This is a genomic window from Rhodococcus sp. NPDC055024 (assembly GCF_053608585.1).
This window is the reverse complement of the sequence record NZ_JBSGVT010000006.1, coordinates 310,905-334,147: the sequence shown is the minus strand read 5'-3', so window position 1 is coordinate 334,147 and position 23,243 is coordinate 310,905. Positions and strand designations below refer to the sequence as shown.

Below are 23,243 nucleotides of genomic sequence, written 5' to 3'. Positions count from 1 at the left end.
GTCGATGACCGGGGCCGCGCTCGTACTGTGGGTTCTCAGGCTTTGCGTGCCGTCTTCATCGCACGATCCACTTCCCAGAATGCTCGAAGCGACGCGATCTGGCCGGCGTCGTTCACCCGGTAGACGAACACGCCTTCGGCGTCGATGATCGAGCCGCCGATGGTGGTCCGGATCTTGCCGATGTTGACGTTCTCGTTGCCGCACACCAGGGAATCGTCGATCAGAAATTCGAGCTTGTCCGCGTTCGCGATCGTCATGTCGTAGAACTTGGAGATCGCTTCGCGCCCGTGATGCCCTTTGCCTTCGGGATCGAAGCCCGACGGCCCGACCGGATCCTCCACCCAACCGTCCTCGGCGAAGAGGTCCAGCCAGGCTTCCTTGTTCTTGCCACTCGCTGCGGCGCGCGAAGCGTTACCCGCGACGCGGGCGGGGTGTTCGTCACTCATCGCGGCTCCTCAGTTGATGTACTGCTCGGCGAATTTGCGCATCGAATCCTGCTTTGCCTCCAGTGGGGCATCGAATCCGATTCCGTCGAAAACCCAAGGCACGGTGATGATGTCCGTGACGCCGGCATCTTCGAGCTCTGCGTAACCGTCCTTGCCGAAACGGTCGATGCATACCGTCTGGATTTCGAACGGCTCGTTCTCGCGTCCGTACTCGGCGCGCAGTTCACGCAGTCGGGCGATGACACCGACAAGATCGTCGAACTTGATCATTGCCGACGTCCAACCGTCGCTCACGCGCGCAGCACGTTTGAGTGCGACCTCGGTGTGGCCGCCGACGTAGAACGGAACCGGCTTGGTGGGAGCCGGACTCATCTGCAGGCGATCGAAATCGAAGAACTCGCCGTGATACTCGACCATGCCGCCGCCGAGAATCAGTTTGAGGACGTCGATCATCTCGTCCACGCGGGCGCCGCGACGCTTGTACGGCGCGCCGCACCACTCGAACTCTTCCGGAGCCCAACCGATTCCGACGCCGAAGCCGAAGCGGTTGTTCGTCAGTGCCGCTACCGATCCGACCTGCCGCGCGAGCAGGACCGGATTGCGGCTACCGAGCTTGAGTACCTGGGTGTAGAACTCGATCTTCTCGGTCACCGCGCCCATTGCGGCCGCGGCGATCAGCGGATCGACCCAGGGGGTCTCGGCATTCCACATCCGAGACCCATCCGGGGTGTACGGATAATCCGCCGCCTGCGTTTCCATGAAGAACAGTGAATCGGGGAGAGCGATCGACGAAAAGCCGCATTCCTCGGCAGTTTTAGCGATACCGGCTAACTGGTCCAAGGGGTTCATGGCAACCCCGACGGTGTACTTCATCTTCGGCCTCTTCCTGATCGGCGTGTGTGCTGCTGTTACGTGGTGGGACGTTCGGAGCCGACGACCCACATCGAGAAGTACTGCGAGCCACCGCCGTACGCATGGCCGAGAGCCTTGCGAGCGTCGGCCACCTGGTGGTCGCCGGCGCGTCGCATGACCTGCATCGCGGACTCGGCGAAACGGATCATGCCCGAGGCGCCGATCGGGTTGGAGGAGAGAACACCGCCAGAGGCATTGACCGGGAGCTTTCCGCCGATCGCGGTTTCGCCGGCCTCGGTCAGCTTCCAGCCCTGGCCTTCCTCCGCGAAGCCGAGGTTCTCGAGCCACATCGGCTCGAACCACGAGAAGGGGACATAGATTTCGGCGCAGTCGATCTCGTTCAGCGGATCGGTGATTCCCGCGGACTTCCACAGTGCGGCCGCGGCATCGCGTCCGGCCTGCGGATTGACCTGATCGCGTCCGGCGTAGAACGTCGGCTCGGTGCGCATGGCTGTCGCGTGGATCCAGGCGACGGAACGACCCTCGGCCTCCACCTGTGCGGCGGCTTCTTCGTTGCCGATCACCAGCGCGCAAGCGCCGTCCGAGGACGGGCAGGTTTCGTCGTAGCGGATAGGGTCCCAGAGCATCTGAGATGCCTGCACCGATTCGAAAGTGATGTCCGGCTGGCGCAGATGCGCATAAGGATTGAGGCTGCCGTTGAGCCGATCCTTCACCGCGACGAGGTAGCCGATGTGCTCCGGTGCGTTCGATCGACGAATGTACGAACGGACGTGCGGGGCGAAGTATCCACCGGCACCGGCGCCGACGGGCATATTGAACGGAACAGGTACGGACAGGGCCCACATCGCGTTCGACTCGGACTGCTTCTCCCAGGAAACCGTCAGAACCCGCTTGTGGACACCGGATTTGACCAGGCTGGAGGCGACGATAGCCGTCGAACCGCCCACCGAGCCGGCTGTGTGAACACGCAGCAACGGCTTTCCGTTGGCGCCCAGGGCATCCGACATGGCGAGTTCCGGCATCATCGAACCCTCGAACAAGTCGGGGGCCTTTCCGATCACCACGGCGTCGATGTCGTCCCAGCCGACGTTGGCGTCGACCATGGCGGCGTCGATGGCTTCTCGGACCATGCCCGCCATCGAGACGTCGTGACGCTTTGCGACGTAGTGAGTTTGGCCGGTGCCGAGCACGGCCGCGAGTTGAGGCGTTCCGGCCATCAGTTCCGTCCCTCCAAGACTGCTACCAGGTTCTGCTGCAGCACAGGGCCGCTTGTTGCATGGGCCAGAGCGCGATTCGCCTGGCCGTCGAAGATTGCCTTGGCGGCGTGGCCGATTCGTTCCAGACCACCGGCGAACAGCGGGTTGCCGCTGAGCGGACCGCCGGACGGGTTGATCGTGGTGGCGTCGGTCAGACCGATCGCTTCCTTCAGGATCAATTCCTGGTGAGTGAACGGGGCATGCAGTTCGGCGACGTCGATGTTGCCGACCTCGCCGCCCGTTGCCGCCTTGGCTGCCGACGTAGTGGACGGCGACGTCGTCAGGTCACGTGCACCCAGGTTGGGGGAGTCGATGCGATGCTCGAGTCCGGTGATCCACGCCGGCCGCTCGCACAGGTCTCGCGCACGGGTGCCCGAGGCCAGGACGATTGCTGCCGCGCCGTCGGTGATGGGCGCACAATCGTGTGCGCGCAACGGATCTGCAAGGAATGGACTTGCAAGCAGGGCCTCGATGTCGACCTCGCCTGCGAGCTGAGCCTTCGGATTGCTCAGCGCGTGGCGACGGCTGCGAGCGGCAACCTCCGCCATGTCCTCTTGCGTCCACTTGCCCGCGTCGAGTCCGAGCCGGGCTTGAAGTCCGGCGATCGAGACGGAGTCTGGCCACAGCGGAGTGACGAGGTACGGATCGAGCTGCATGGACAGGATCTTGCGCAGGTGCCCGGCGGAGGATTTGCCGAAGCCGTACACCAGCGCGGTCTCGACCTCGCCGGTCAAGATCTTGATCCACGCTTCGTAGAACGCCCACGCGGCGTCCATCTCGACGTGAGATTCGTTGATCGGCGGTACCGCTCCGATGGAGTCGATGGCCGAGATGAAGGAGAACGCACGTCCGGCCAGGTAGTCGGAAGATCCGGAGCACCAGAAGCCGATGTCGGACTTGGTGATTCCCAGATCGCTGTAGAGCTGCTGGAAGCACGGGACGAGCATCTCGACGCCGTTGGTGGTGCCGTTGGTTTCGCGGACGTGGGGTGCCTGAGCAAAGCCCACGACTGCGATGTCTGCAGAAGTCATTTCAGGAGCCTCACAGGTGGTGTTGGAAGGTGGAGTACTCGGCGTCGGGTTCACCTGTCGGCCGGAAGTATTCGATGTTCTCGAGGGTGTAACCCCACTCTTCGCGAGGCTTCCACTTGGCTTCGACCCGCATGCCCATCCGTACGTCCGCGGCATCACATTCGAGGATTAGGTGCAGGAACGGAATGTCGGCCCCGTCGAGGAGCACGTAGGCGGCAACGTAGGGAGGTTTGATCCGCTGCCCGAGGAACGGGACGTTGACGATGCAGAAGGTGGTGACAATTCCCTTGTCCGGCAGTTCGATCTGCTCGCTCGTCGGCTTCCCGTTGGTGGGATTGGCGCCGCGCGGAGGGATGTAGATCTTGTCCTCGGGTCCGCTGCGACCACCGATCAGCTTGCCCTCTGCGAGACCACGGAGGTAGAAACTCTCCTCGGCCGAAGCGGAATGCATGAAGTGCAGGTCGACGGGGGTCGTGATCATGGTGACAGGATCGGCGTTGGAATCGACTGTCGCGATTCCATTTTCGCTCTCACCTGGTTCGAAGCACTCGATGTCCTTGATCTGCCCGATCCGCTCCGACGCCCAGCGAGCACGGACCCGCAGGCCGGTGCTGATGTCGTCGGGGGAGTCGACGTCGACTGCGTGGAGCATGGACGTGTCCGCGCCGTCGAGCTTGATCAGGGCCCACGCGAAGGGTTTCGTCAGGGGTTGCCCCTCGATGGGTTCGGGCATCCACGTCCAACTCACGACCGTTCCGCCGTCGGAGACCCCGACGAAGTCGGTCAGTGGTTCGGCCGTGTCCGGATCGAATTCCGGTGGCGGCACGAAGACACGACCGTTCGACCCACGGGCGCCGATCACCTTGCGATCACGCAGGGCAGTCACGAACGCGCCGATGGTCGGTCCCGTCGATCTGGTGTAGTCGAAATGGAGATTCAATGGTGCGCTCAGGGGCTTGTCGGCCACCCCGCTCTTTCCGATGGTCACAAGATCGAGTAGAACAGGTTCTAGAGATTGTGGCAAGAGTCACTTCTGATCACCGGCAATGTGGAGGCCTGCGATGAAGCTTGGGTTGCAACTCGGATACTGGGGCGCGCAGCCGCCGGCAAACGCCCCGGAACTGATCGAGGCCGCGGAAGGCGCGGGATTCGACGCGGTCTTCGCGGCGGAGTCGTGGGGCTCGGACGCATTCACCCCGCTCGCCTGGTGGGGATCGCGCACCGAGAAGGTTCGGCTCGGTACGTCCGTCGTACAGATTTCGGCGCGAACACCGACCAGTTGCGCCATGCACGCGCTCACTCTCGATCACCTGAACGGCGGACGAACGATCCTCGGACTCGGCGTATCCGGACCCCAGGTCGTCGAAGGTTGGTACGGCCAGCCTTTCGAGAAGCCGCTGGCTCGCACCCGCGAATACGTCTCGATCGTGCGCCAGGTTCTTGCCCGTGAAGCGCCCGTCACCAGTCCCGGACCGCACTACCCTCTGCCCTATGCGGGACCGGGCAGTTCGGGACTTGGCAAGCCGCTCAAGGCCATTACGCACCCGTTGCGTGCGGACATCCCGATCTGGCTCGGCGCCGAAGGGCCGAAGAACGTCGCGCTCGCCGGCGAAATCGCAGACGGATGGCTGGCGATCTACTACACCCCGCGCCTGGCCCCGATGTACAACAAGTGGCTCGACGAAGGGTTCGCGCGCGCCGGGGCCCGTCGTAGCCGCGAAGACTTCGAGGTGGCCGCCACATGTCAGGTCATCGTGACCGACGACCGTGCTGCCGCCATCGCCGCTCTCAAGCCGATGACCGCCCTCTACGTCGGCGGAATGGGCGCCCCGGAGTTGAACTTTCACGCGCAGGTGTACAAGCGGATGGGTTACGAGAAGGAGGTCGACGAGATCGGCCGTCTCTTCATGTCGGGCCGCAAGGACGAAGCCGCTGCCGTCGTCCCCGACGAAATGGTCACCGAGACCATGATCATCGGCAACGTCGACGAGGTGCGCGCCGACGTGAAGCGTTGGGAGGAAGCCGGAGTCACGATGCTGCTGGTGACCTGCCGCGACGCCGACCATGTGCGAGAGCTCGCGGCTGCGGTGGGTGGTTGAGCGAGGCCTGCCCTTTCTCGAGCGGTACCCCCCTTTTTTTCGAGCGAACGGCACGTTCAGCGCATCTGAGGCGCTCAACGTGCCTTTCGCTCGCCCAAAGTTATCCACAGGCACACCGAAACCCCAGGTCGGCGCGGGGGCCCGCGCTGCTGCTCGAGTCATGCTGCAACCATGCGGCGTGGAACGTGGGGCGATGATCTGGACGCGATTTACCGCGTCAGTCGAAGCGGAGTGATCCGAACGGCGGAGTTGGCGCGATTGGGCGTGTCCAACTCAGCAGTGCACACCCGGTGTCGGGTGGGTGGACCGTGGCAGCGCATATTGCCGGGGGTCATCCTGCTCAGGAACGGTCAACCGACGCCACGTCAACGCTCGATCGCGGCGCTCATGTTGAGCGGTGACGAGTCCCTGCTAACTGGGCGATCTGCCATGTCGGAGTACGGATATCGAACGCACTCGGGGGATGTGCAGGTGCTCATCCCCATCGACCGTCGAGTTCAATCGGTCGGGTTCGTCACGGTAGAGCGCACTGTTCGATTGCCTGAGCCGGAGATTCGGAACAGTCTGCGCTGTGCGCCGCTGCCGCGAGCGCTACTCGACGCTGCGAGGCGGTGCAAGGCCCTCGACCCCACACGGGCACTCATCGCTGAGGCTGTTCAGCGCGGCGACGTCTCGGTGCGCGAACTTGCGAAGGAACTCGACGCCGGTAGCAGTCGGGGTTCCGCGCTACCTCGCGGCGTGTTGCGCGAAGTGAACGCGAACGCCCATTCGGTGCCTGAGGTCCACGCGCGAAAACTCTGGCAGCGGAGTGGACTGCCGGAAATGTTGTTCAACCATGAGATCCGAGATGCGAAGGGAGACTTCATCGCAATTCCGGACGGATGGATCGATTCGGTTGCCTTCGCGTGGGACATCGACTCGTTGGAATGGCATGCAGCGCCGACGGACTACAAGCGCACGGTGGAACGCCGGACGCGTATGCAGAATGCGGGAATCATCGTGTTACCGACGGTGCCCAGTGCACTTCGAACGGACCCCGATCGCGTGATCGAGGACCTTCGTGCGCACTACAGATTGGCGCAATCACGGCCCCGGCCGCAGGTGTCGGTGAGGTCTAGGTGGGTGAAACTGGACGAAACCGGCTGAGTGAAAGTGCCTTTCGGCGCACTGAAGGCGCCGAAAGGTACGTTCGCTCGGAAAGGGGGTGGGGGACCGAGAGGGTGCACCGAGAAGGGGGAGGGAAGGGGTGGTCAGACGCCCTTGAACTGGGGCGCTCGCTTCTCGCCGAACGCCCGCGGGCCCTCCTTGGCGTCGGCGCTCATGAACACCTTCATGCCCAACTGTGCGTCGATCTGGAAGGCCTCTTCCTCGTGCATGCCCTCGGTGTCGCGGATGGTCTTGAGGATCGCCTGCACGGCGAGAGGGCCGTTGGCACTGATCAGGTCGGCGAGTTCCAGCGCCTTGTCGAGTGCGTGGCCGTCCGGGACGACGTGGCCGATGAGTCCGATCTCCTTGGCCTCCGGAGCCTTGATGTGACGGCCGGTGAGCAGGATGTCGGCTGCGATCGTGTACGGAATCTGGCGCACCAGACGCACTGCGGATCCACCGAGCGGGAAGAGTCCCCACTTGGCCTCGGAGACGCCGAACTTGGCGCTCTCACCCGCAACGCGAATGTCGGTACCCTGCAGGATTTCGGTTCCGCCGGCGATGGCTGCACCCTCGACGGCGGCGATGAGCGGCTTGGTCAACCGACGACCCTTGAGAAGGCCTTCGATCTTGGACATGTCGACTCCGCCGCCCGCGAAGGAATCTCCCGGCGGCTTGGCGGACATGTTCTTGAGGTCGGCGCCGGCGCAGAAGTCGCCGCCTGCACCGGTGAGGATGGCGACGCGGATCTCGGGGTCGTTGTCGACCTGGTCCCAGGCATCGACCATGATCGCCATCATCTCGCCGGTGATGGCGTTCTTACGCTCGGGGCGGTTCATGGTCACGATGAGGACGTGACCGCGCTTCTCCACGAGGCAATGCGGCGCGGTTTCCGAAATATCTGATTTTTCGGTCGTCGAAGTGGACACTGATGGCTCCTGGCGGGTCTGTGAGCTGGCTCTCAAATTGGGTCTTGCCAGAAACGGTAACACGTTCTACTTTGATCTCGTGGCCCTTAACATCGCAGACTTCGTAGAGCACGCAATCGACCTCGTTCCGGACCGCGTTGCGCTGGTCTCGGACAATCGCGAGTCGACTTATGCGCAGTTGGAGGACCGGGCGAATCGCCTCGGTCACTACCTGCGTGAACATGGCGTTCAGCCGGGTGACAAGGTCGGCATCTACTGCCGGAACGTCATCGAGGCGATCGAGGCCATGGTCGCGGTTTTCAAAATCCGGGCCGTGATGGTCAACATCAACTACCGGTACGTCGAGAACGAGTTGCAGTACATCTTCGACAACTCCGACATGGTTGCGCTCATTCACGAGCGCCGCTACTCGGACAAGGTCGCGAACGTCCTGCCGAACACTCCCAAGGTCAAATCCGTCATCGTGGTCGAGGACGGCACCGATCTGGACTTCAGTGCTTTCGGCATCGGCTACGAGGACGCACTCGCGCAGAGTTCGGGTGAGCGCGATTTCGAAGATCGCAGCAATGACGACATCTTCATGCTCTACACCGGCGGCACGACCGGTAGCCCCAAGGGCGTCATGTGGCGTCACGAGGACTGGTGGCGTGTGCTCGGCGGCGGCATCAACTTCGTCACCGGAGTTCCGGTCGAGGACGAGTACGAGATGGCGAAGGTCGGGGCTGCCAACCCGAGCATGATCCGCTACCCGATCCCCCCGATGATTCACGGCGGCTCCCAGTCGGCGGTGTTCCACAGCCTCTTCGGCGGCGGAACCTGTTTGATGCACCCGGAGTTCGACGCCCACGAGGTGTGGCAGAACATCGACAAGCACAAGGTCAACCTGATCTTCATCACGGGCGATGCAATGGGCCGCCCGATGCTCGACGCACTGATCGCCGGAAACCCGGATACCGGTGAGCCGTACGATCTTTCGACGCTCTACGTGATGGCCAGCAGTGCTGCCCTCTTCTCGCCGAGCATCCAGGAGCAGTTCCTCGAACTGCTGCCCAACCGCCTGCTGACGGACTCCATCGGCGCGTCCGAGACCGGCTTCGGCGGACTGGCAGTATTGAGCAAGGGCCAGAAGCACACTGGCGGTCCGACGGTCAAGATCGACGCCTCCACAACGGTTCTCGACGACGACGGTAACGAGGTCGAGCCCGGTTCGGGCAAGCGCGGCATGCTCGCTCGCAGGGGCAACATCCCGCTCGGTTACTACAAGGACGAGGTCAAGACGGCCGAAACCTTCCGCACGATCAACGGTGTTCGTTACTCGATCCCCGGCGACTACGCGCAGGTCGAAGCCGACGGCACGGTCACGATGCTCGGCCGCGGTTCGGTGTCCATCAACAGCGGCGGCGAGAAGGTGTACCCGGAAGAGGTCGAGGGCGCTTTGAAGGCGCACCCGGACATCTTCGACGTGCTGGTGGTCGGTATCCCCGACGACCGGTTCGGTCAGCGCGTTGCCGCAGTGGTTCAGGTACGCGAAGGCACGTCGCCGACGCTGCACGACATCGCCACCGCAGCGCGCAAAGAGATTGCCGGATACAAGGTTCCGCGCAGCGTGTGGTTCGTGGACCAGATCAAGCGCAACCCGGCAGGCAAGCCCGACTACCGCTGGGCGAAAGCCGAGACGGAATCGCGCGAGGCTGACGATCACAACGGAAACGGCGCTCCTGTGGCGTCACCGGCAGAAAGCGTGGAAGCCTGATGCGTTCGGATCTCGCCGACAAGTTCGGCATCGAATACCCGATCTTCGGATTCACTCCCTCCGAGCACGTCGCGGCCGCCATCAGTCGCGCGGGCGGTCTTGGTGTTCTCGGTTGCGTCAGGTTCAACGACCCGGAAGAGCTCGAAGCCGCACTGACGTGGATGGACGAGAACACCGACGGTAAGCCGTACGGCGTCGACATCGTCATGCCGGCCAAGGTGCCGACCGAGGGCGGCGCCGTCGACCTCGACAAGCTCATTCCGGAGGAGCACCGCGCCTTCGTCAATCGCACACTCGACGAGTTGGGTGTGCCGCCACTTTCCGACGACGTCGAGCATGCGACCGGCGTACTGGGATGGCTTCACTCGGTGGCGCGATCTCACGTCGATGTTGCTCTGGGACATCGGATTGCGTTGATCGCGAATGCACTGGGATCGCCCCCGAAGGACGTGATCGATCAGGCACACGAGAAGGGCGTGCCGGTGGCAGCACTGGCCGGCGCCGTCGAGCATGCGCGTCGTCACGTCGAGAACGGCGTCGACATCGTGATTGCGCAGGGCTACGAGGCCGGCGGTCACACCGGCGAGATTGCGTCGATGGTTCTGGTTCCGGAAATCGTTGATGCACTCGGCGATTCGGCTGCCGTGCTGGCTGCCGGCGGTATCGGCAGCGGCCGTCAGGTGGCTGCTGCACTCGCGCTCGGTGCGTCCGGAGTGTGGATGGGCTCGTACTGGCTCACCACGTCCGAATACAAACTCGGCAGTGCATCGGGCGAAGGCCCGTCCGCTATTCAGCGTGCACTGTTGGGCGCGACGTCGGCCGACACCGTACGTTCGCGCATCTACTCGGGTAAGCCCGCTCGGTTGCTCAAGACCAAGTGGACGGAAGCCTGGTCGAACCCGGGAGCACCGGCGCCCTTGCCGATGCCGCTGCAGAACCTACTGGTCAGCGACGCTCATCAGAGAATCGCTGCATCGGAGAACCCGGAAGTTGTGGCAATGCCCGTCGGTCAGATCGTGGGACGGATGAACGAAATCCGCCCGGTCGCCGAGGTCATGGCCGAGCTGGTGTCAGGGTTCGAGGACGCGCGAACCCGACTGGATTCGATGAAGTAGTAGATGACACGTACGTATGCCCTCGGCCGAGTTTCGGTCGAGGGCATACGTCGTTTCAGCCGGCGAGGTCGTCCGGCCCGACGCTGTCCGACAACCATTCTCCGCGGCTGAGAACGCCGTCGTCGCGGCGACGTGCGATCACGAAAATGACCAAGGCGGCAGCGAGGACAACTGCGAGAACGCGCGAAGGCGTCAGGTTCGGGTTCTTCATACCCGTAATTTTGCCGGAAGAACGGGCGCGATGGTGAGACAGCGGAGCAAAATCACGTGTTTCGAGATTACTGCGCTTCGGACGCATGAAGACTGGCGATCCGCTCGCGCAGGCCACCGAAGTGCACATCGAGAGTGTGCGCCGCCTCGACTGCATCACCCGTACGGATCGCGTCGAGAATCGCACGATGCTTCGACGCGATGTCGATCAGTGGCGTATCCGAATGCCCGATGGCCTGCTGGATCTCGCTGTACACCTGCCAGAAGACGTCCATCAACTGAGCGAGGACCTGGTTGTCGAGCGGGGAGTACAGGCGGGAGTGAAAGGTCGCGTCGATGTCGGAGAAGTTCTTCCCGGCGGCGGCACGGACCTCCATACCGGTGACGAGTTCGTCGAGGTCAGCATGGTCGGCCGACGTCATCTCGGCCATCGCCGCACCGATCAGTCCGGTCTCGAGTGCTTGACGAATGTCGACCAGTTCCATCGCCTCGTGCCCGGTGCCCTGCAAGGACAACCGGCCACGGAAGGTCAGGCCGTCGGCGAGAGCGTCGAAGTTGCTCGGGGCGACGAACATTCCGAAGCCGTGACGGATTTCGACGACGCCCAAGGCCTGCAGAACCTTGAGCGCCTCTCGGAGCGTATTCCGGCCGATTCCCAATTCCTCGGACAGTTCGGCTTCGGTGGGCATCGGGTCGCCGGGGGAGAGTCTGCGTTCGAGGATCAAGTTCATGATGTCCGTCTGAAGTGCGCGCATGCGGTTTTGCGCGCTGAAACGAGCGCCCTGTGTGCCACTCCGGACAGACATCGATTCCCCTTTTCTGATACGAACGTCCTTCATCCTATGTCCGGTCATCCGCTCCATTGGTCAACCCACGTCAACGGTGCGTTGCAGGAGACTGGGCGCCGCACCCAGCAGTTTGGCCGTGTACGCATCCGACGGGTTGTCGAATACTTCCTGCGCCGTTCCCTGCTCGACGATCCGCCCGGCGTTCATGACGACGATGGTGTCGGAGACGTACCGCACCGTCTGTATGTCGTGCGAGATGAACACCATGCCGAGCCCCAACCGAGCTTTGATGTCGCTGAGCAGGTTCAGGATCTGCGCGCGCACCGAGACGTCGAGAGCCGACGTCGGCTCGTCGGCCACGATCACGTCAGGTTCGAGCGCGAGTGCACGTGCGATCGCGACACGTTGACGCTGACCGCCGGAGATCTGGCTCGGGATGACTTCGAGTGCAGATTGGGGGAGCCCGACCAAACCGACCAGCTCGCGAACTCGGGCGGTCCGGCTCGCGCGGTTCCCGATGCCGTGGACGTCGAGCGGATCGGTGAGGATGTCGGCCACCGTCATTCGCGGATTGAGCGCGGTAGCCGGATCCTGGAAGACTATCGAGATCGCCCGCCCGAATTCCTTGCGCACGCCCGCCGACCGGGTCAGAGCGCTTCGGCCGCGGAAGACCACGTCGCCTGACGTCGGTTTCTGCAGTCCGACCATGACTTTCGCCAGAGTGGACTTGCCACAACCCGACTCGCCCACGATGCCGATCGTCGTCCCTCGTCGTACGTCGATACTGACATCGTTGACCGCGTGAACCGTGCCGGGTTTGAAAAGTGATCCCGAACGGGTCTTGTGGACGACGTGAATGTTCTTCAGTTCCAGGATGGGTGCTTCAGCTGTAGTCATCGCACGCTCTCCAATTCCGATTCTGCATGTGCGGGAGTCGCGGACTGGTTGGCGAACCAATGCTCGGTCCCGTCGATACGGACCATCTCCGGCTTTCGCAGGGGATCGGAGTCCGGGCGAGTGGAACGCTCGGCGAAACGGTCTCCCGGCGCGAAGCTTCCGGGTGAGGGCACAGTTCCCTGAATCTGATGCAGTCGCGGCGCTTCGTCCTCGATCGAGAGAACGGCACCGAGAAGGCCCTGGGTGTATTCGTGGCGGGGATCGACGAGCAGATCGCTTGTCGGGGCTGATTCGACGACCTGACCGGCATACATCACCGTGATCTTGTGGGCCAGGGAGGCAACCAGTGCCAGGTCGTGGCTGACGAAGACCATTGCAAATCCCAGCTTTTCCCGAAGGTCGTTGAGCAAGTCCACGACCTGGGCCTGGACGGTGACGTCGAGAGCAGTGGTGGGCTCGTCCGCGACGATCAACCGCGGACTACGGGTGAGCGACATGGCGATCAGGACGCGCTGACGCTGACCACCGGACAACTCGTGCGGGTAGCTGGCGAGAGTGCGTACCGGATCGAGTCCGACGAGTTCGAGCAATTCCTCGGCCGTGCGGGTACCGCCACGCTTGGTGAGCTGTTTGAACTGGGCGCGGATCAGCATCGCCGGATTCAGTGAACTCAGCGCATCCTGGTAGATCATGGCCATGTCGTGCCCGCGCAGCTTGTTTCGCTCGCGGTTGTTCAGCTCGAGGACGTTGACTCCGTCGAACAGGATCTCGCCGGTCACCACTGCCGTCTTGGGTAGCAGGCCCATGATGGCCAGCGAGGTGAGCGACTTTCCGCAACCGGACTCGCCGACGAGCGCCATCGTCTCGTTCGGGCGGACGGTGAAGCTCACGTTGTCGACGATCGCCGTGTCTCCGTAGCGTTCCGGGAACCGGATCGTGAGATTGCGGACCTCGAGGAGTGGCGCTGCATCGCCCTCGTACACAAGACGATCGGAGCGAGACCGCTCGGTTTCCGCCAGGATCTTCAGGTGAGTTTCGAGAGGCGTCGGCTCCGCGGCCGGCTCGAGAGCATCTTTCACGACGCTCGGGTCGGCGAAGTCGTCGGACAACTCCGGAGTGTCGGCGCTCAGTGCCGCTTCGTCCTCCAGAATGAGTTCGTTGGAGGTCTCCTCCGCTGCGGCGGTCTGCGCTGCTTCCAGTGCAGAGGGCGTCTTCTTGGTCTTCTTCAGGCTCGGGTCGGCCATCGCGTCGGTGAGCCCCTCGGCGAGCACGTTGAGGGAGAGCACCGTCAGCAGAATGAGCAGTCCGGGGAACACCGTTGCCCACCAACCACCGAGAAGGACCATGTTCTTGCCGTCGGCGATCACCGAGCCCCACGACGGATCCGGGGGACGGACACCGGCGCCGATGAACGACAGGCTGGCCTCGAGCACGATGGCGTCGGCGACCATGACGGTGCAGAAGACGAGAACGGGCGCAGCGCAGTTGGCCACGACGTGCTTGACGACGATGTGCGAAGTTCTTGCGCCGATGACCTTTTCGGCCGCGACGTAATCCTCGCCGTACTGAGCGAGAACGTTCGCCCGAACGACGCGGGCAACCATCGGTGTGTAGAGGAACGCGATAGTGACGATCAGAACCGGGATGGAACCACCGAATGCTGCGACGAGTACGGCAGCGAGCGCGATGCCCGGGAACGCCATGACCACGTCGAGCACACGCATGATGGTCTCGTCGACGCCTTTTCGGCTCGTTGCGGCCACCGATCCGATGAGAGCGCCGGCGCACAGTGCGAGGAAAGTGGAACCGAGACCGATGGTCAGTGACCAGCGTCCGCCGTAGAGCAAGCGGCTGAACAGATCTCGGCCGAGACTGTCCTGTCCGAACCAGTGTGCGGAGCTGGGGCCGGAGGTACCGACCGCCTGTTCGAGCGGCGTGTACTGCGTGATCAGCGGCGCGAACAGGCAGGCGAGCACGATGATCGCGAGAACGGCCATCGAGAGCCAAGCCGAGAGGGGGAAGCGAGAAAAGGTGATGCCGGGTCGCGAAAGCTTCTCGGTGAGTTTTCTTCTCATCATGCTGCGCTCCGAAGTCGTGGATTGACGAGCAGGTAGAGGATGTCGACGGCGAGGTTGACGACGACGAAGCCGACCGCGATGACGATGACAACACCCTGAACGACTGCGGGGTCACCGTTGGTGACGCCGTTGATCATCAGCTGACCCATGCCGGGCAGGCCGAAGATCTGCTCGATGACCACAGCGCCACCGAGGAGATAACCGACTCGTAGACCCAGGACGGTGAGCGGGTTGATCAGCGCGTTACGCAACACGTTTCGGCCGATCACCACGTGATAGGGCAGGCCGCTGCCGATCGCGGTTCGGACGTAGTCCTTGTCCAACTCCTCGACCATGGACGTACGGATGATGCGCGTGAGTTGTGCTGCGACGGGCAGTGACAGGGACAGAGCGGGGAGTGCCATGTACCAGAGCCAGTCGGTGACGGAGTCGCTCGGATTGACGTAGCCACCGGTGGGGAACCATCCGAGTTGGACGGCAAGATACTGAATCATCAGCAGTGCCAACCAGAATGACGGTGCGGCCACACCACCGAGTGAGATCACCCGGATGACCTGATCCGGCCAACGATCGCGGAACAGTGCACTGGTGACACCGAAGATCAGTGAGAGCACGATGGCGATCACCAGTCCGAGAACCGTGAGCTGAATGGTCAGTGGCAGAGCGGTGGAGATCGAATCCAACACCGGGGTACCGGAAATCAGACTGTCACCCATGTTGCCGCTGACCAGATCGGTCACGAAGTGAACGTATTGCAGCGGAAGCGGATCGAGCAGTCCGTTCTCTTCTTTGAACTGCTGCAACTGCTCCGCAGTCGGGTTGCCGCCGTTGAACGCCGCGGTTGCGGGATCGGTAGGCGCGAACTGCATCACGATGAAGACGAAAGCGATGATGCCGAGGATCAGGGGGATCAGTATCAGTAATCGCCTGATCAGCATAGGGAGGACTCTTGCCATCGGGGGATCTCTCAGTTGTGGGAAACGGCCGAGCGCACGGGTGTCAGGCCGGCTTCGCCTGAAGCAAGTTGACGCCGGGGTACGGCAGCGGAGTGACGTCGGCGATCTTCTTCGGATCCCACGCCGTCAGGAGTTCCTGATGGAGAACCGGGTAGTAGACGGCGTTTTCGGCGATCTGGTTCAGGTACGACTGCACGAGGGTGCTGCGCTTGGCCGGGTCGGTCTCGCGGGTGGCCTCGTCCATGGTGGCGTAGATCTTCTGCGCCTCAGGGGTGTCGTCCCACTTGGCGTAGGTCTTCGTCCACAGGCCGCCCTTGCTGTACGTGTAGCGGACCAGCAGGTCGACGTCGCTGCCGAATGCCTGCGGGTTGGACGTACCGGCAGCGATCTGGAACTTCTGGCCGCTGTTGAGCTTGCTGACCATGGCGCTGGTGTCCTGCGGTTCGAGCGTCGTGTTGAATCCGACTGCATCCCAAGACTCTTTGATGGTCGGCAAGCAGTCGGCCAGCCAGCTGACGTTGGTGGAGAGCAGCGTCAGGTCGAGACCACTGACGCCGGCGGCAGCGAGGAGCGAGCGCGCCTTGTCCGGATCGTAGGAGTAGACCGTCGACGCTCGCGCGTAGTCGGGGTTGCGCTCGTACAGGTAGCTCGAGGCCGGTGCTGCCTTGCCACCGAGGGCGATCTCGATCATCTTCGGGGTGTTGATCGCGTAGAACATCGCCTGGCGAACGCGAACGTCGTCGAACGGCGCCTGGGTGGTGTCGAAGAGCAGGTACATGAGGTTCATGCCCGGGTTGCCCTCGACGGTGCGCCCACCGGAGGTGAGGGTGGGGACGTTGGCGACAGGAATGTTGTCGGCGAGTTGTGCACCGGCATTGTTACCCGAGACTCGTGCGATGCGTGAGGAGGTGTCGACGATGGACAGCCAGTTCATGGTCGCGAAGTTGGCCGGACGCGGCCCGTTGTACGCCTCGAAAGCCTCGAAAGCGGTGTTGCTCTTGGGAGTATGGCTCTTGAGCTTGTACGGACCGGAACCGACGACGAGCGCCCCGGACTTGGCCTCGTCCCAATGCCCGTCGAAGACGTGCTTGGGCATGATCTTGGCGATCGAGAGACGCTGCGCGGCAGCGCTGAACGGGTAGTTGAAGTTCAGGGTCACCGTCTGGTCGTCGACCTTGGTGACGGACTGCAACCAGGAGGAGAAGAAGGAGCGGATCAGTACATTCTGCTGCGGATCGAGGATGCGATCGAAGGTGAAGACGACGTCGTCCGAGGTGACGGGAGTGCCGTCGTGCCAGGTTGCGCCTTCGCGGATCTTCATGGTCCAGCTCGAGGCGGTGGCGTCGGTCGGGACAGCCTGTGCGAGCGCCGCATACGTCTCACCGGTGCCGGGATCGTTTTCGAGCAAGCCCTCGTAGACGTGGTTGACGGCTGCCATGAGGAAACCGGATGCAGTCTGCATCGGGTCGAAGCTCTGGTCGTTTCCGTATCCGATGGCGGTGGTCAGATCGCCGGTGCTCGCGGAACCGCCGACAACCGAGGTCGACGACGGGCCGCCGCCACAGGCTGCGAGAGTCGCGGTGATACCTGCTGCAGCTCCCAACAGCCCGGTGTACCGGAACAGGTCTCGGCGGGTGAACGCGGAGCTCAGCGGTCGTTCGTTCTTCAAGGCGGCCTCCAAGGCGGGGAGCGGGACATCAAGGCGAGTGGATAGGGGATGTCCTATGTTCGACGTCCGATGTTGCGTAACTTACATTGTGGATCAGAAAGCGTCTAGAGAATCTTCTGAACTCGCGTCGCCCAACTTCGCCTTTCGGCGGGTTTCGACGCAGAAATACTGCCTCTACCTGCATAGATGAAGACTGTGTTACCGACCTCGAATTGACGGCCGATGGCGCTGGCCGTATAACATAGGACATCCCTCATCCAATCTTTGGAGACTTCATGACCCGATACAAAGTCGGTGTGGTCGGTTGCGGATTCTTCGGTAGTTCCCTCGCTCGCGAGCTTGCTGCCCATCCACGTTTCGAACTGGCGATGCTGTGTGACCGCGACTTCGAGCGGGCAAAGGACGTCGCCGCGGAGTTCTCGGCAATCCCGACAGACGATCACGACGCGGTGGCTGCCCACCCGGACGTGGACCTCGTTGTCGTCGCAACGCCCAATCACGCGCACGCAGAACCTGCCATCGCAGCACTCGAACACGGCAAGGCAGTTTTTGTCGAAAAGCCACTCGCCGTCGAACTGGTCGATGCGCACAACATGATTGCGAGCGCCGACGCGAGCGGTTCACCGTTGATGGTCGGGCACATCATGCGGATGATGCCGGGTGTACGACGGCTGGCGGACCTGCTGACTTCGGGGGAACTCGGGGAGGTCGCTGCCATCGAAGCGTCGCGCTCACGATGGATCGACACCGGCGGCGCAGATCCACAGTGGTGGAAGCTCGACAAGAGTCGAACAGGTGGAGAACTGACTCACGAAATTCACGAACTGGACCTGATGTGCTGGCTCGGCGGCGAGGTGACTGCCGTGTCGAGCATCGCCACGGCGGATGACGGCTTCCGCAACACTGTGGTCTCGTTTGCCGGCGGCGCGATCGGCAGACACACCATCTCCACGCGTTCACACACCTCTTCCTGGGAGCTGACGGTCAATGCCGCCGAAGGCTCGGTTCACGCGGACTTCCACACCGGCCGGGTCAGCCGACTGCGCGGGGGACAGGTCGAAGAGTCGTGGCCGATCTTCGACGTCGACGCCGAGAATCAATCCTTGATCGACTCCGCCAGCAGGACGCAGAAGTACAACTCGGGCAACGGAGGATCCTCGCTGTGGATGCAGGCTGCGATTCGCCACGAAATCGACGAGATGGCAGCAGTTCTCGACGGCGAGGCTGATCCCCACTCACCGTTGACATACGCACGCGAACGCGCACTCGTCGTCGCCGAACAGGTACGACTCGGTGGCGGCGAACCGGCAGCGTTGTCGGGACGTGCGAAGTGACCGTGCGCGTAGCCGTCATCGGCAGCGGAGGAATCGCGCGGGACCACGTCAGCGCTCTGGCGCGCATTCCGTCGGTCGAAGTCGCCTACGTATTCGGCAGTGACATGGACCGGGCGGCATCGGTCGCGGCGTTGGCTCCAGGCGCGAAGGCCAGTACCGATCTGGCGAAGATTCTTGCAGACCCGACGGTCCACGCGGTCAACGTCGTCGGGGCCACTCCCGACCACGCGCCGGTGACGATCGCCGCCGGCCGCGCGGGAAAGCATGTGCACGTGGAGAAGCCGGCCGCGCTGACAGTCGCGGACTTCGACGCCATGGTCGAGGCCACCGAAGGTCGCGGCACCTCACTGATGGTCGGACAGACCGTACGATTCCAGCCGTCGATCACCTCGATCGGAAACTCGGTTGCTCGAGGCGCCATCGGCGACCCCCGGTTGATCCACCTCAGTTGGTACACCGGGCACGTCTGGCCCGGAGGTTGGCGAGGCTGGCAACACGACAAGGCCCGCTCGGGTGGTCACCCCGTTCACAACGGAACTCACGCACTCGATTTGGTGACGTGGCTGATCGGTCGTCGTCCGATCCGCGTGTTCGCTCGTAGTTTTCCGACTTTCGCGGCGGGGATGCCCGTGCACGACAGCTTCCATCTGACTGTCCGCTTCGAGGACGGATCACTGGCACTCATCGAATTAGCGTACGCACTACCACAATCGGGAAAGATGGTGCGCCGGATCGTGGTGTCCGGAACTTCCGGCACACTCGCGCACGACACCGGAGACGACCCGGGACTGATGACGGACACGACCAACGCGCCGCCGTCGTCGATCGAAGATGCGATGGCGCATCAGATGCGCCACTGGATCGCCACTCTCGACGGTTCCGCGACCCCGATAGTCGAGAACTGGCAGGTGCGTGCAGCTCTCGCGACTGCCGTCGCTGCCCAGCAATCGCTCGACACCGGCCGCGCTGTCTCGATCGGAGAAAACCAATGACCGGCACCGGTTCGATCCGCGTCGGATTTGTCAGCGGCGTCAGGCATGCCGGCTCCTATGCGGACCTGTTGCGTTCCGATCCTCGAGTGAGCCTGGTCGGGGCCTCCGACGAATCCTCGGTTCCCGATTGGATTCGTGAGGACGGAATCGCGATGGCAAAGGCCGCAGACATCGAGTGGATCGACGAACTCGGCGAGCTGCTCGACCCCGAACGGATAGACCTGGCGATCATCTGCAGTGAGCCGACCAGGCATGCACGGCTTGCGATTGCCGCATTGAACGCGGGACTCGACGTCCTCGTGGACAAGCCGGTGGGCATCGACGAGGCGGAGGCAGCGGCGGTTCAGCAAGCCGCACGGTCGAACGGGCGAATCTGCACGGTGGTGAACCGCACTCATTCACCTGCGCTCCGGCGACTGCGCCGATGGATCGACGCCGGAAATCTCGGACTGCCGCGCCACGTGGACATCGAGTTCCTCGCAAGCGGAACACATTTCGCGACCTCGGTGGAGCGTCCCGAACTTGTAGTGGATCCCGCGCTGTCAGGCGGGGGAGAAGTTATGAACTTCGCCGGTTACGCCGCCGACTACCTCAGGTACCTCACCGGCTTGGACGTCACCGAGGTATATGCCGAAATGAGCACTCTCTACGGCGGGGCCCACGAGCAGTTCGGCGTCGAAGACACGGCGTTGATCTCGCTCGCCCTGGAAAACGGCGTCACCGCGACGGTGACCGTCGGAAGAATTCCCGCAGCACCGGGTTTCGGCGCGAATACCGCGACGGTTCGGGTCCTCGGCTCCCACGGATACGCGAGTTCCGACGACGACAAACCCGCGGTGACCCACTTCGCGTCCTCGGGAGACGTGACCGCACTACCCATCGGCGGCTTCGGTTCCGACAACGCGGTGTCGAGCTTTCTCTCTCACGTGCTCGATCGACTTCCCACACGGACCGCACCCGACTACACCGTGGCAGACGCCCGCGCGTCGATGCGCGTGATCGATGCTGCCTATCTGTCCGCCTCGAGCGGTCAGCCGGTCTCCGTTTCTCCCTGACAGCCGCACCCACAACTCAATCCGACAACCAACATATGGAGACCCCATGAGCACGGAAACCACTACCTTCAGCGGAATCGTCCCGCCGATCGTCACACCCCTGACGCTCGAGGGCGAGGTCGACACCAAGTCCCTCGAACGTCTGCTCTCACTGCAGATCGAAGCCGGAGTCGACGGCTTGTTCGTCCTCGGTTCCTCGGGCGAGGTCGGTTACCTCACCGACGCTCAGCGTGCCCAGGTGGTGCAGACGGCCATCGGTCACGTCGGCGGCCAGGTACCGGTCCTCGTCGGAGTGAACGACATGACCACCAACCGGGTCATTGCCGTCGCCGAGCAGGCGCGCGAAGCGGGTGCGGATGCCATCGTCGCGACGGCGCCGTTCTACGCGATCACCGATGCAGCCGAGACGGCAACGCATTTCCGCTCCATCCACGCCGCAGTGAATCTTCCGCTGTTCGCCTACGACGTTCCGGTTCGCGTCCACAGCAAACTCAACCCGGCCATGCTGGTCGAGCTCGGCCGCGAGGGGGTCATCGCCGGCGTGAAGGATTCGAGCGGCGACGACGTCAGTTTCCGTATGTTGCTCCGTCAGTCGGCCGGGCTCGAAAACTTCGCCGTCTTCACCGGGCACGAGGTAGTCGTCGACGGATGCCTGCTGATGGGTGCCTCGGGCGCAGTGCCCGGCCTGGCCAACGTGGACCCGCACGGCTACGTGCGACTGTGGCGCGCTGCGCAGGCAGGAGACTGGGCCGCGGCGAAGGCCGAACAGGATCGACTCACCGATCTGTTCTCCATCGTCGAGGCGCCGACGCCGGGTCGCGTCAGCGCCGGTGCCGCGGGTCTGGGCGCGTTCAAGACGGCTCTGGCCCTGCGCGGCGTCATCACCGGCAATACGATGTGTGCCCCGATGCTCTCGCTCGACGAGTCCGAGACCGCAACGATCAAGGTCGTTCTCGAACGGTCCGGGCTCCTCTGACATGACATCTGGGCAGAAGCGATGGATCGGTATCGACATCGGCGGCACCAAAGTGGCTGCTGCGGTGGTGACGTCCGACGGAGACGTGATCGACACCGTTCGTGCGGCAACACCGACGGCGGGTAGAGAAGCCGTTCTCGGGACCGCTACCGCGTTGATCGACCGTCTGAGGGCGAATCACACGGTAGCCGGAATCGGAGTCGGTGCACCGGGAATCATCGATCGGGTGCGTGGCCGCGTCGTCTTCGCCTCCGACATTCTGTCCGGATGGAGTGGCGCCGAGGTTCGCGGAGAACTCGAGGCGCACTCAGGCCTACCGGTGACGGTGGACAACGACGTGCGCGCGATGGCCCACGGCGAGAACATGATCGGCGCCGGTCGCGGTCGAACCTCTGCACTGTTCGTCTCGATCGGTACCGGAATCGGTGGCGCGTTGACCGTGGGCGGTCAGCTGTACCACGGTGCCCACGGAACAGCCGGAGAGCTTGCCCATCTGTTGGTTCCGGTCTCCGGGGCGATAGGTTGCGGTTGCGGCAGAACCGATCACCTCGAGGCAGTCGCCTCTGGCCCGGCGATGGCGGCCGAGTACGCAGCGCGGGCGGGTGTGCCCACTCAACCGTTGCAGAAAGTAGTGGCACTCATGCACTCCGGCGATCCGATCGCCCGTGCCGTGATCACCGACGCCGGTACTCTGCTGGGTCGCGTTCTGGCCGGGGTCGCCACCGCATTCGATCCCGAGGTGATCGTCGTCGGCGGCGGCGCAGCTCAGATCGGAGCGGACCTCCTGTCGCCTCTGACGTCCGCTTTCCGGGTGGAAGCGATGGGTCCCATAACCGAAACTGCCATTCTTCCTGCCCGTTTGGGTACCGATGCGCCGCTCGTCGGTGCTGCGCTCCTGGCCGCCGCAACACGAATCGAGGTAACACCGTGACTGTCGAAGAGTTGCTCACGATCATCAGCGGAAAGCTGATCGTGTCCTGTCAGGCCGGACACGGCCATGCCTTACGTGACACCGGGACCATCGAGAGGATGGCCCGCGCCGCGGTCGACGGCGGAGCAGTGGCGATCCGCTGCGGCGGTGTGGGTGGAACCCCGGATGTAGCCGCAGTCGTGTCTGCCGTGAAGGTGCCGGTGATCGGTTTGACGAAAATCGGCACGGAAGGTGTGTTCATCACGCCGACAAGGGAATCAGCTCTCGAAGTCGTCGATACCGGTGCACAGATCGTGGCTGCCGATGCCACACTGCGACCTCGTCCGGACGGGCTGACGTTTGCCGACACTGTCGCCGCGGTCCATGATCGCGGCGGTCTCGTCATGGCAGACTGCGGAACCGTCGAAGACGGCATCGCTGCCGCCGCGGCGGGCGCCGACATCATCTCCAGCACACTCGCGGGATATACCGAGAACAGCAGACGGCTGGAAGGTCCGGACCTGGAGCTGATCTCCGAACTGCGGCAGTCACTTCCAGATGCGATCCTCATCGCCGAAGGGCGCTACCACAGCCCGGAGGATGCGGCACGCGCCATCGCCCTGGGTGCAGACTCGGTGGTTGTCGGAACTGCAATCACGGATCCGGCGTTCATCACGTCGAAGTTCGCAGCGGCAGTGTCGAGCGCTGAAAGGCAGAGGGGATGACCCCG

22 protein-coding genes are annotated in these 23,243 nt (G+C 63.3%); 10 read left to right on the top strand and 12 right to left on the bottom strand.

Features of this window, described 5'->3' with window-relative positions:
* Positions 1-35: 35 nt before the first annotated feature.
* Genes ACWF6P_RS15965 through ACWF6P_RS15945 form a run of 5 tightly spaced genes read right to left on the bottom strand, consistent with a single transcriptional unit; the run spans position 36 to position 4,594 of the window.
* Positions 36-446: a nuclear transport factor 2 family protein gene (locus tag ACWF6P_RS15965; RefSeq protein WP_378535202.1), complete on the bottom strand. Its 411-nt coding sequence runs from the start codon at positions 444-446 to the stop codon at positions 36-38.
* Between the two features lie 9 nt (positions 447-455).
* Entirely contained in the window at positions 456-1,319 is an 864-nt protein-coding gene (locus ACWF6P_RS15960; protein ID WP_378535204.1) for a TIGR03619 family F420-dependent LLM class oxidoreductase, read from the bottom strand.
* A gap of 35 nt (positions 1,320-1,354) precedes the next feature.
* Positions 1,355-2,536, bottom strand: coding sequence for a thiolase domain-containing protein (locus ACWF6P_RS15955; protein ID WP_378535206.1), 1,182 nt, complete (start codon positions 2,534-2,536; stop codon positions 1,355-1,357).
* Positions 2,536-3,606: a thiolase domain-containing protein gene (locus ACWF6P_RS15950; RefSeq protein WP_317551508.1), complete on the bottom strand. Its 1,071-nt coding sequence runs from the start codon at positions 3,604-3,606 to the stop codon at positions 2,536-2,538. The genes ACWF6P_RS15955 and ACWF6P_RS15950 overlap by 1 nt, the downstream gene beginning before the upstream one ends.
* Before the next feature lie 10 nt (positions 3,607-3,616).
* A complete protein-coding gene (locus ACWF6P_RS15945; RefSeq protein ID WP_378535208.1) occupies positions 3,617-4,594 on the bottom strand; it encodes a Zn-ribbon domain-containing OB-fold protein in 978 nt (325 codons plus the stop codon).
* Between the two features lie 73 nt (positions 4,595-4,667).
* Between ACWF6P_RS15945 and ACWF6P_RS15940 the strand changes: the two genes are divergently transcribed.
* Together ACWF6P_RS15940 and ACWF6P_RS15935 are read left to right on the top strand one after the other, a co-directional pair.
* Positions 4,668-5,705 carry an LLM class F420-dependent oxidoreductase gene (locus tag ACWF6P_RS15940; RefSeq protein WP_378448954.1) on the top strand — a complete coding sequence of 346 codons (1,038 nt, stop codon included), beginning with the start codon at positions 4,668-4,670 and terminating at the stop codon, positions 5,703-5,705.
* A gap of 171 nt (positions 5,706-5,876) precedes the next feature.
* Entirely contained in the window at positions 5,877-6,851 is a 975-nt protein-coding gene (locus tag ACWF6P_RS15935; protein WP_452621621.1) for a hypothetical protein, read from the top strand.
* Between the two features lie 104 nt (positions 6,852-6,955).
* Here the strand turns inward: ACWF6P_RS15935 and ACWF6P_RS15930 are convergent, their stop codons facing one another.
* Positions 6,956-7,780: a crotonase/enoyl-CoA hydratase family protein gene (locus tag ACWF6P_RS15930; RefSeq protein WP_452621620.1), complete on the bottom strand. Its 825-nt coding sequence runs from the start codon at positions 7,778-7,780 to the stop codon at positions 6,956-6,958.
* A 79-nt stretch (positions 7,781-7,859) separates the two neighbouring features.
* On the opposite strand from ACWF6P_RS15930, the gene ACWF6P_RS15925 reads away from it, so the two are divergent.
* Positions 7,860-9,533, top strand: a complete 1,674-nt coding sequence (locus ACWF6P_RS15925) for an acyl-CoA synthetase (RefSeq protein WP_452621619.1) — start codon at positions 7,860-7,862, stop codon at positions 9,531-9,533.
* A complete protein-coding gene (locus ACWF6P_RS15920) occupies positions 9,533-10,648 on the top strand; it encodes an NAD(P)H-dependent flavin oxidoreductase (RefSeq protein ID WP_003945863.1) in 1,116 nt (371 codons plus the stop codon). Before ACWF6P_RS15925 ends, ACWF6P_RS15920 begins: the two co-directional genes overlap by 1 nt.
* A gap of 55 nt (positions 10,649-10,703) precedes the next feature.
* Here ACWF6P_RS15920 and ACWF6P_RS15915 read toward each other — a convergent pair whose 3' ends face one another.
* The 6 genes from ACWF6P_RS15915 to ACWF6P_RS15890 form a co-directional block, all read right to left on the bottom strand.
* Positions 10,704-10,859 (bottom strand): hypothetical protein, encoded by a 156-nt coding sequence (locus tag ACWF6P_RS15915; RefSeq protein ID WP_230814877.1) that lies wholly within the window; start codon positions 10,857-10,859, stop codon positions 10,704-10,706.
* 67 nt (positions 10,860-10,926) lie between these two features.
* A complete protein-coding gene (locus tag ACWF6P_RS15910; protein ID WP_007734278.1) occupies positions 10,927-11,664 on the bottom strand; it encodes a FadR/GntR family transcriptional regulator in 738 nt (245 codons plus the stop codon).
* Between the two features lie 60 nt (positions 11,665-11,724).
* Positions 11,725-12,543 (bottom strand): ABC transporter ATP-binding protein, encoded by an 819-nt coding sequence (locus ACWF6P_RS15905; RefSeq protein ID WP_042449495.1) that lies wholly within the window; start codon positions 12,541-12,543, stop codon positions 11,725-11,727.
* The gene (locus tag ACWF6P_RS15900; protein ID WP_452621632.1) at positions 12,540-14,618 is read right to left on the bottom strand and encodes a dipeptide/oligopeptide/nickel ABC transporter permease/ATP-binding protein; all 2,079 of its coding nucleotides are present in this window, start codon (positions 14,616-14,618) and stop codon (positions 12,540-12,542) included. Before ACWF6P_RS15900 ends, ACWF6P_RS15905 begins: the two co-directional genes overlap by 4 nt.
* Positions 14,618-15,577: an ABC transporter permease gene (locus ACWF6P_RS15895; protein ID WP_020906304.1), complete on the bottom strand. Its 960-nt coding sequence runs from the start codon at positions 15,575-15,577 to the stop codon at positions 14,618-14,620. The genes ACWF6P_RS15900 and ACWF6P_RS15895 overlap by 1 nt, the downstream gene beginning before the upstream one ends.
* A 43-nt stretch (positions 15,578-15,620) precedes the next feature.
* A complete protein-coding gene (locus tag ACWF6P_RS15890) occupies positions 15,621-17,246 on the bottom strand; it encodes an ABC transporter substrate-binding protein (RefSeq protein ID WP_378448958.1) in 1,626 nt (541 codons plus the stop codon).
* Positions 17,247-17,521: 275 nt separating this feature from the next.
* On the opposite strand from ACWF6P_RS15890, the gene ACWF6P_RS15885 reads away from it, so the two are divergent.
* Genes ACWF6P_RS15885 through ACWF6P_RS15860 form a run of 6 tightly spaced genes read left to right on the top strand, consistent with a single transcriptional unit; the run spans position 17,522 to position 23,238 of the window.
* Positions 17,522-18,580, top strand: a complete 1,059-nt coding sequence (locus ACWF6P_RS15885; RefSeq protein ID WP_452621618.1) for a Gfo/Idh/MocA family protein — start codon at positions 17,522-17,524, stop codon at positions 18,578-18,580.
* Positions 18,577-19,572, top strand: a complete 996-nt coding sequence (locus ACWF6P_RS15880) for a Gfo/Idh/MocA family protein (RefSeq protein ID WP_452621617.1) — start codon at positions 18,577-18,579, stop codon at positions 19,570-19,572. The genes ACWF6P_RS15885 and ACWF6P_RS15880 overlap by 4 nt, the downstream gene beginning before the upstream one ends.
* Complete coding sequence (locus ACWF6P_RS15875) at positions 19,569-20,627, top strand: Gfo/Idh/MocA family protein (protein ID WP_452621616.1); 1,059 nt, start codon at positions 19,569-19,571, stop codon at positions 20,625-20,627. Before ACWF6P_RS15880 ends, ACWF6P_RS15875 begins: the two co-directional genes overlap by 4 nt.
* Before the next feature lie 46 nt (positions 20,628-20,673).
* Positions 20,674-21,603, top strand: coding sequence for a dihydrodipicolinate synthase family protein (locus tag ACWF6P_RS15870; RefSeq protein WP_452621615.1), 930 nt, complete (start codon positions 20,674-20,676; stop codon positions 21,601-21,603).
* A gap of 1 nt (position 21,604) precedes the next feature.
* Positions 21,605-22,534 carry an ROK family protein gene (locus ACWF6P_RS15865; protein ID WP_452621614.1) on the top strand — a complete coding sequence of 310 codons (930 nt, stop codon included), beginning with the start codon at positions 21,605-21,607 and terminating at the stop codon, positions 22,532-22,534.
* Positions 22,531-23,238: an N-acetylmannosamine-6-phosphate 2-epimerase gene (locus ACWF6P_RS15860; protein WP_452621613.1), complete on the top strand. Its 708-nt coding sequence runs from the start codon at positions 22,531-22,533 to the stop codon at positions 23,236-23,238. The genes ACWF6P_RS15865 and ACWF6P_RS15860 overlap by 4 nt, the downstream gene beginning before the upstream one ends.
* Positions 23,239-23,243: the final 5 nt, after the last annotated feature.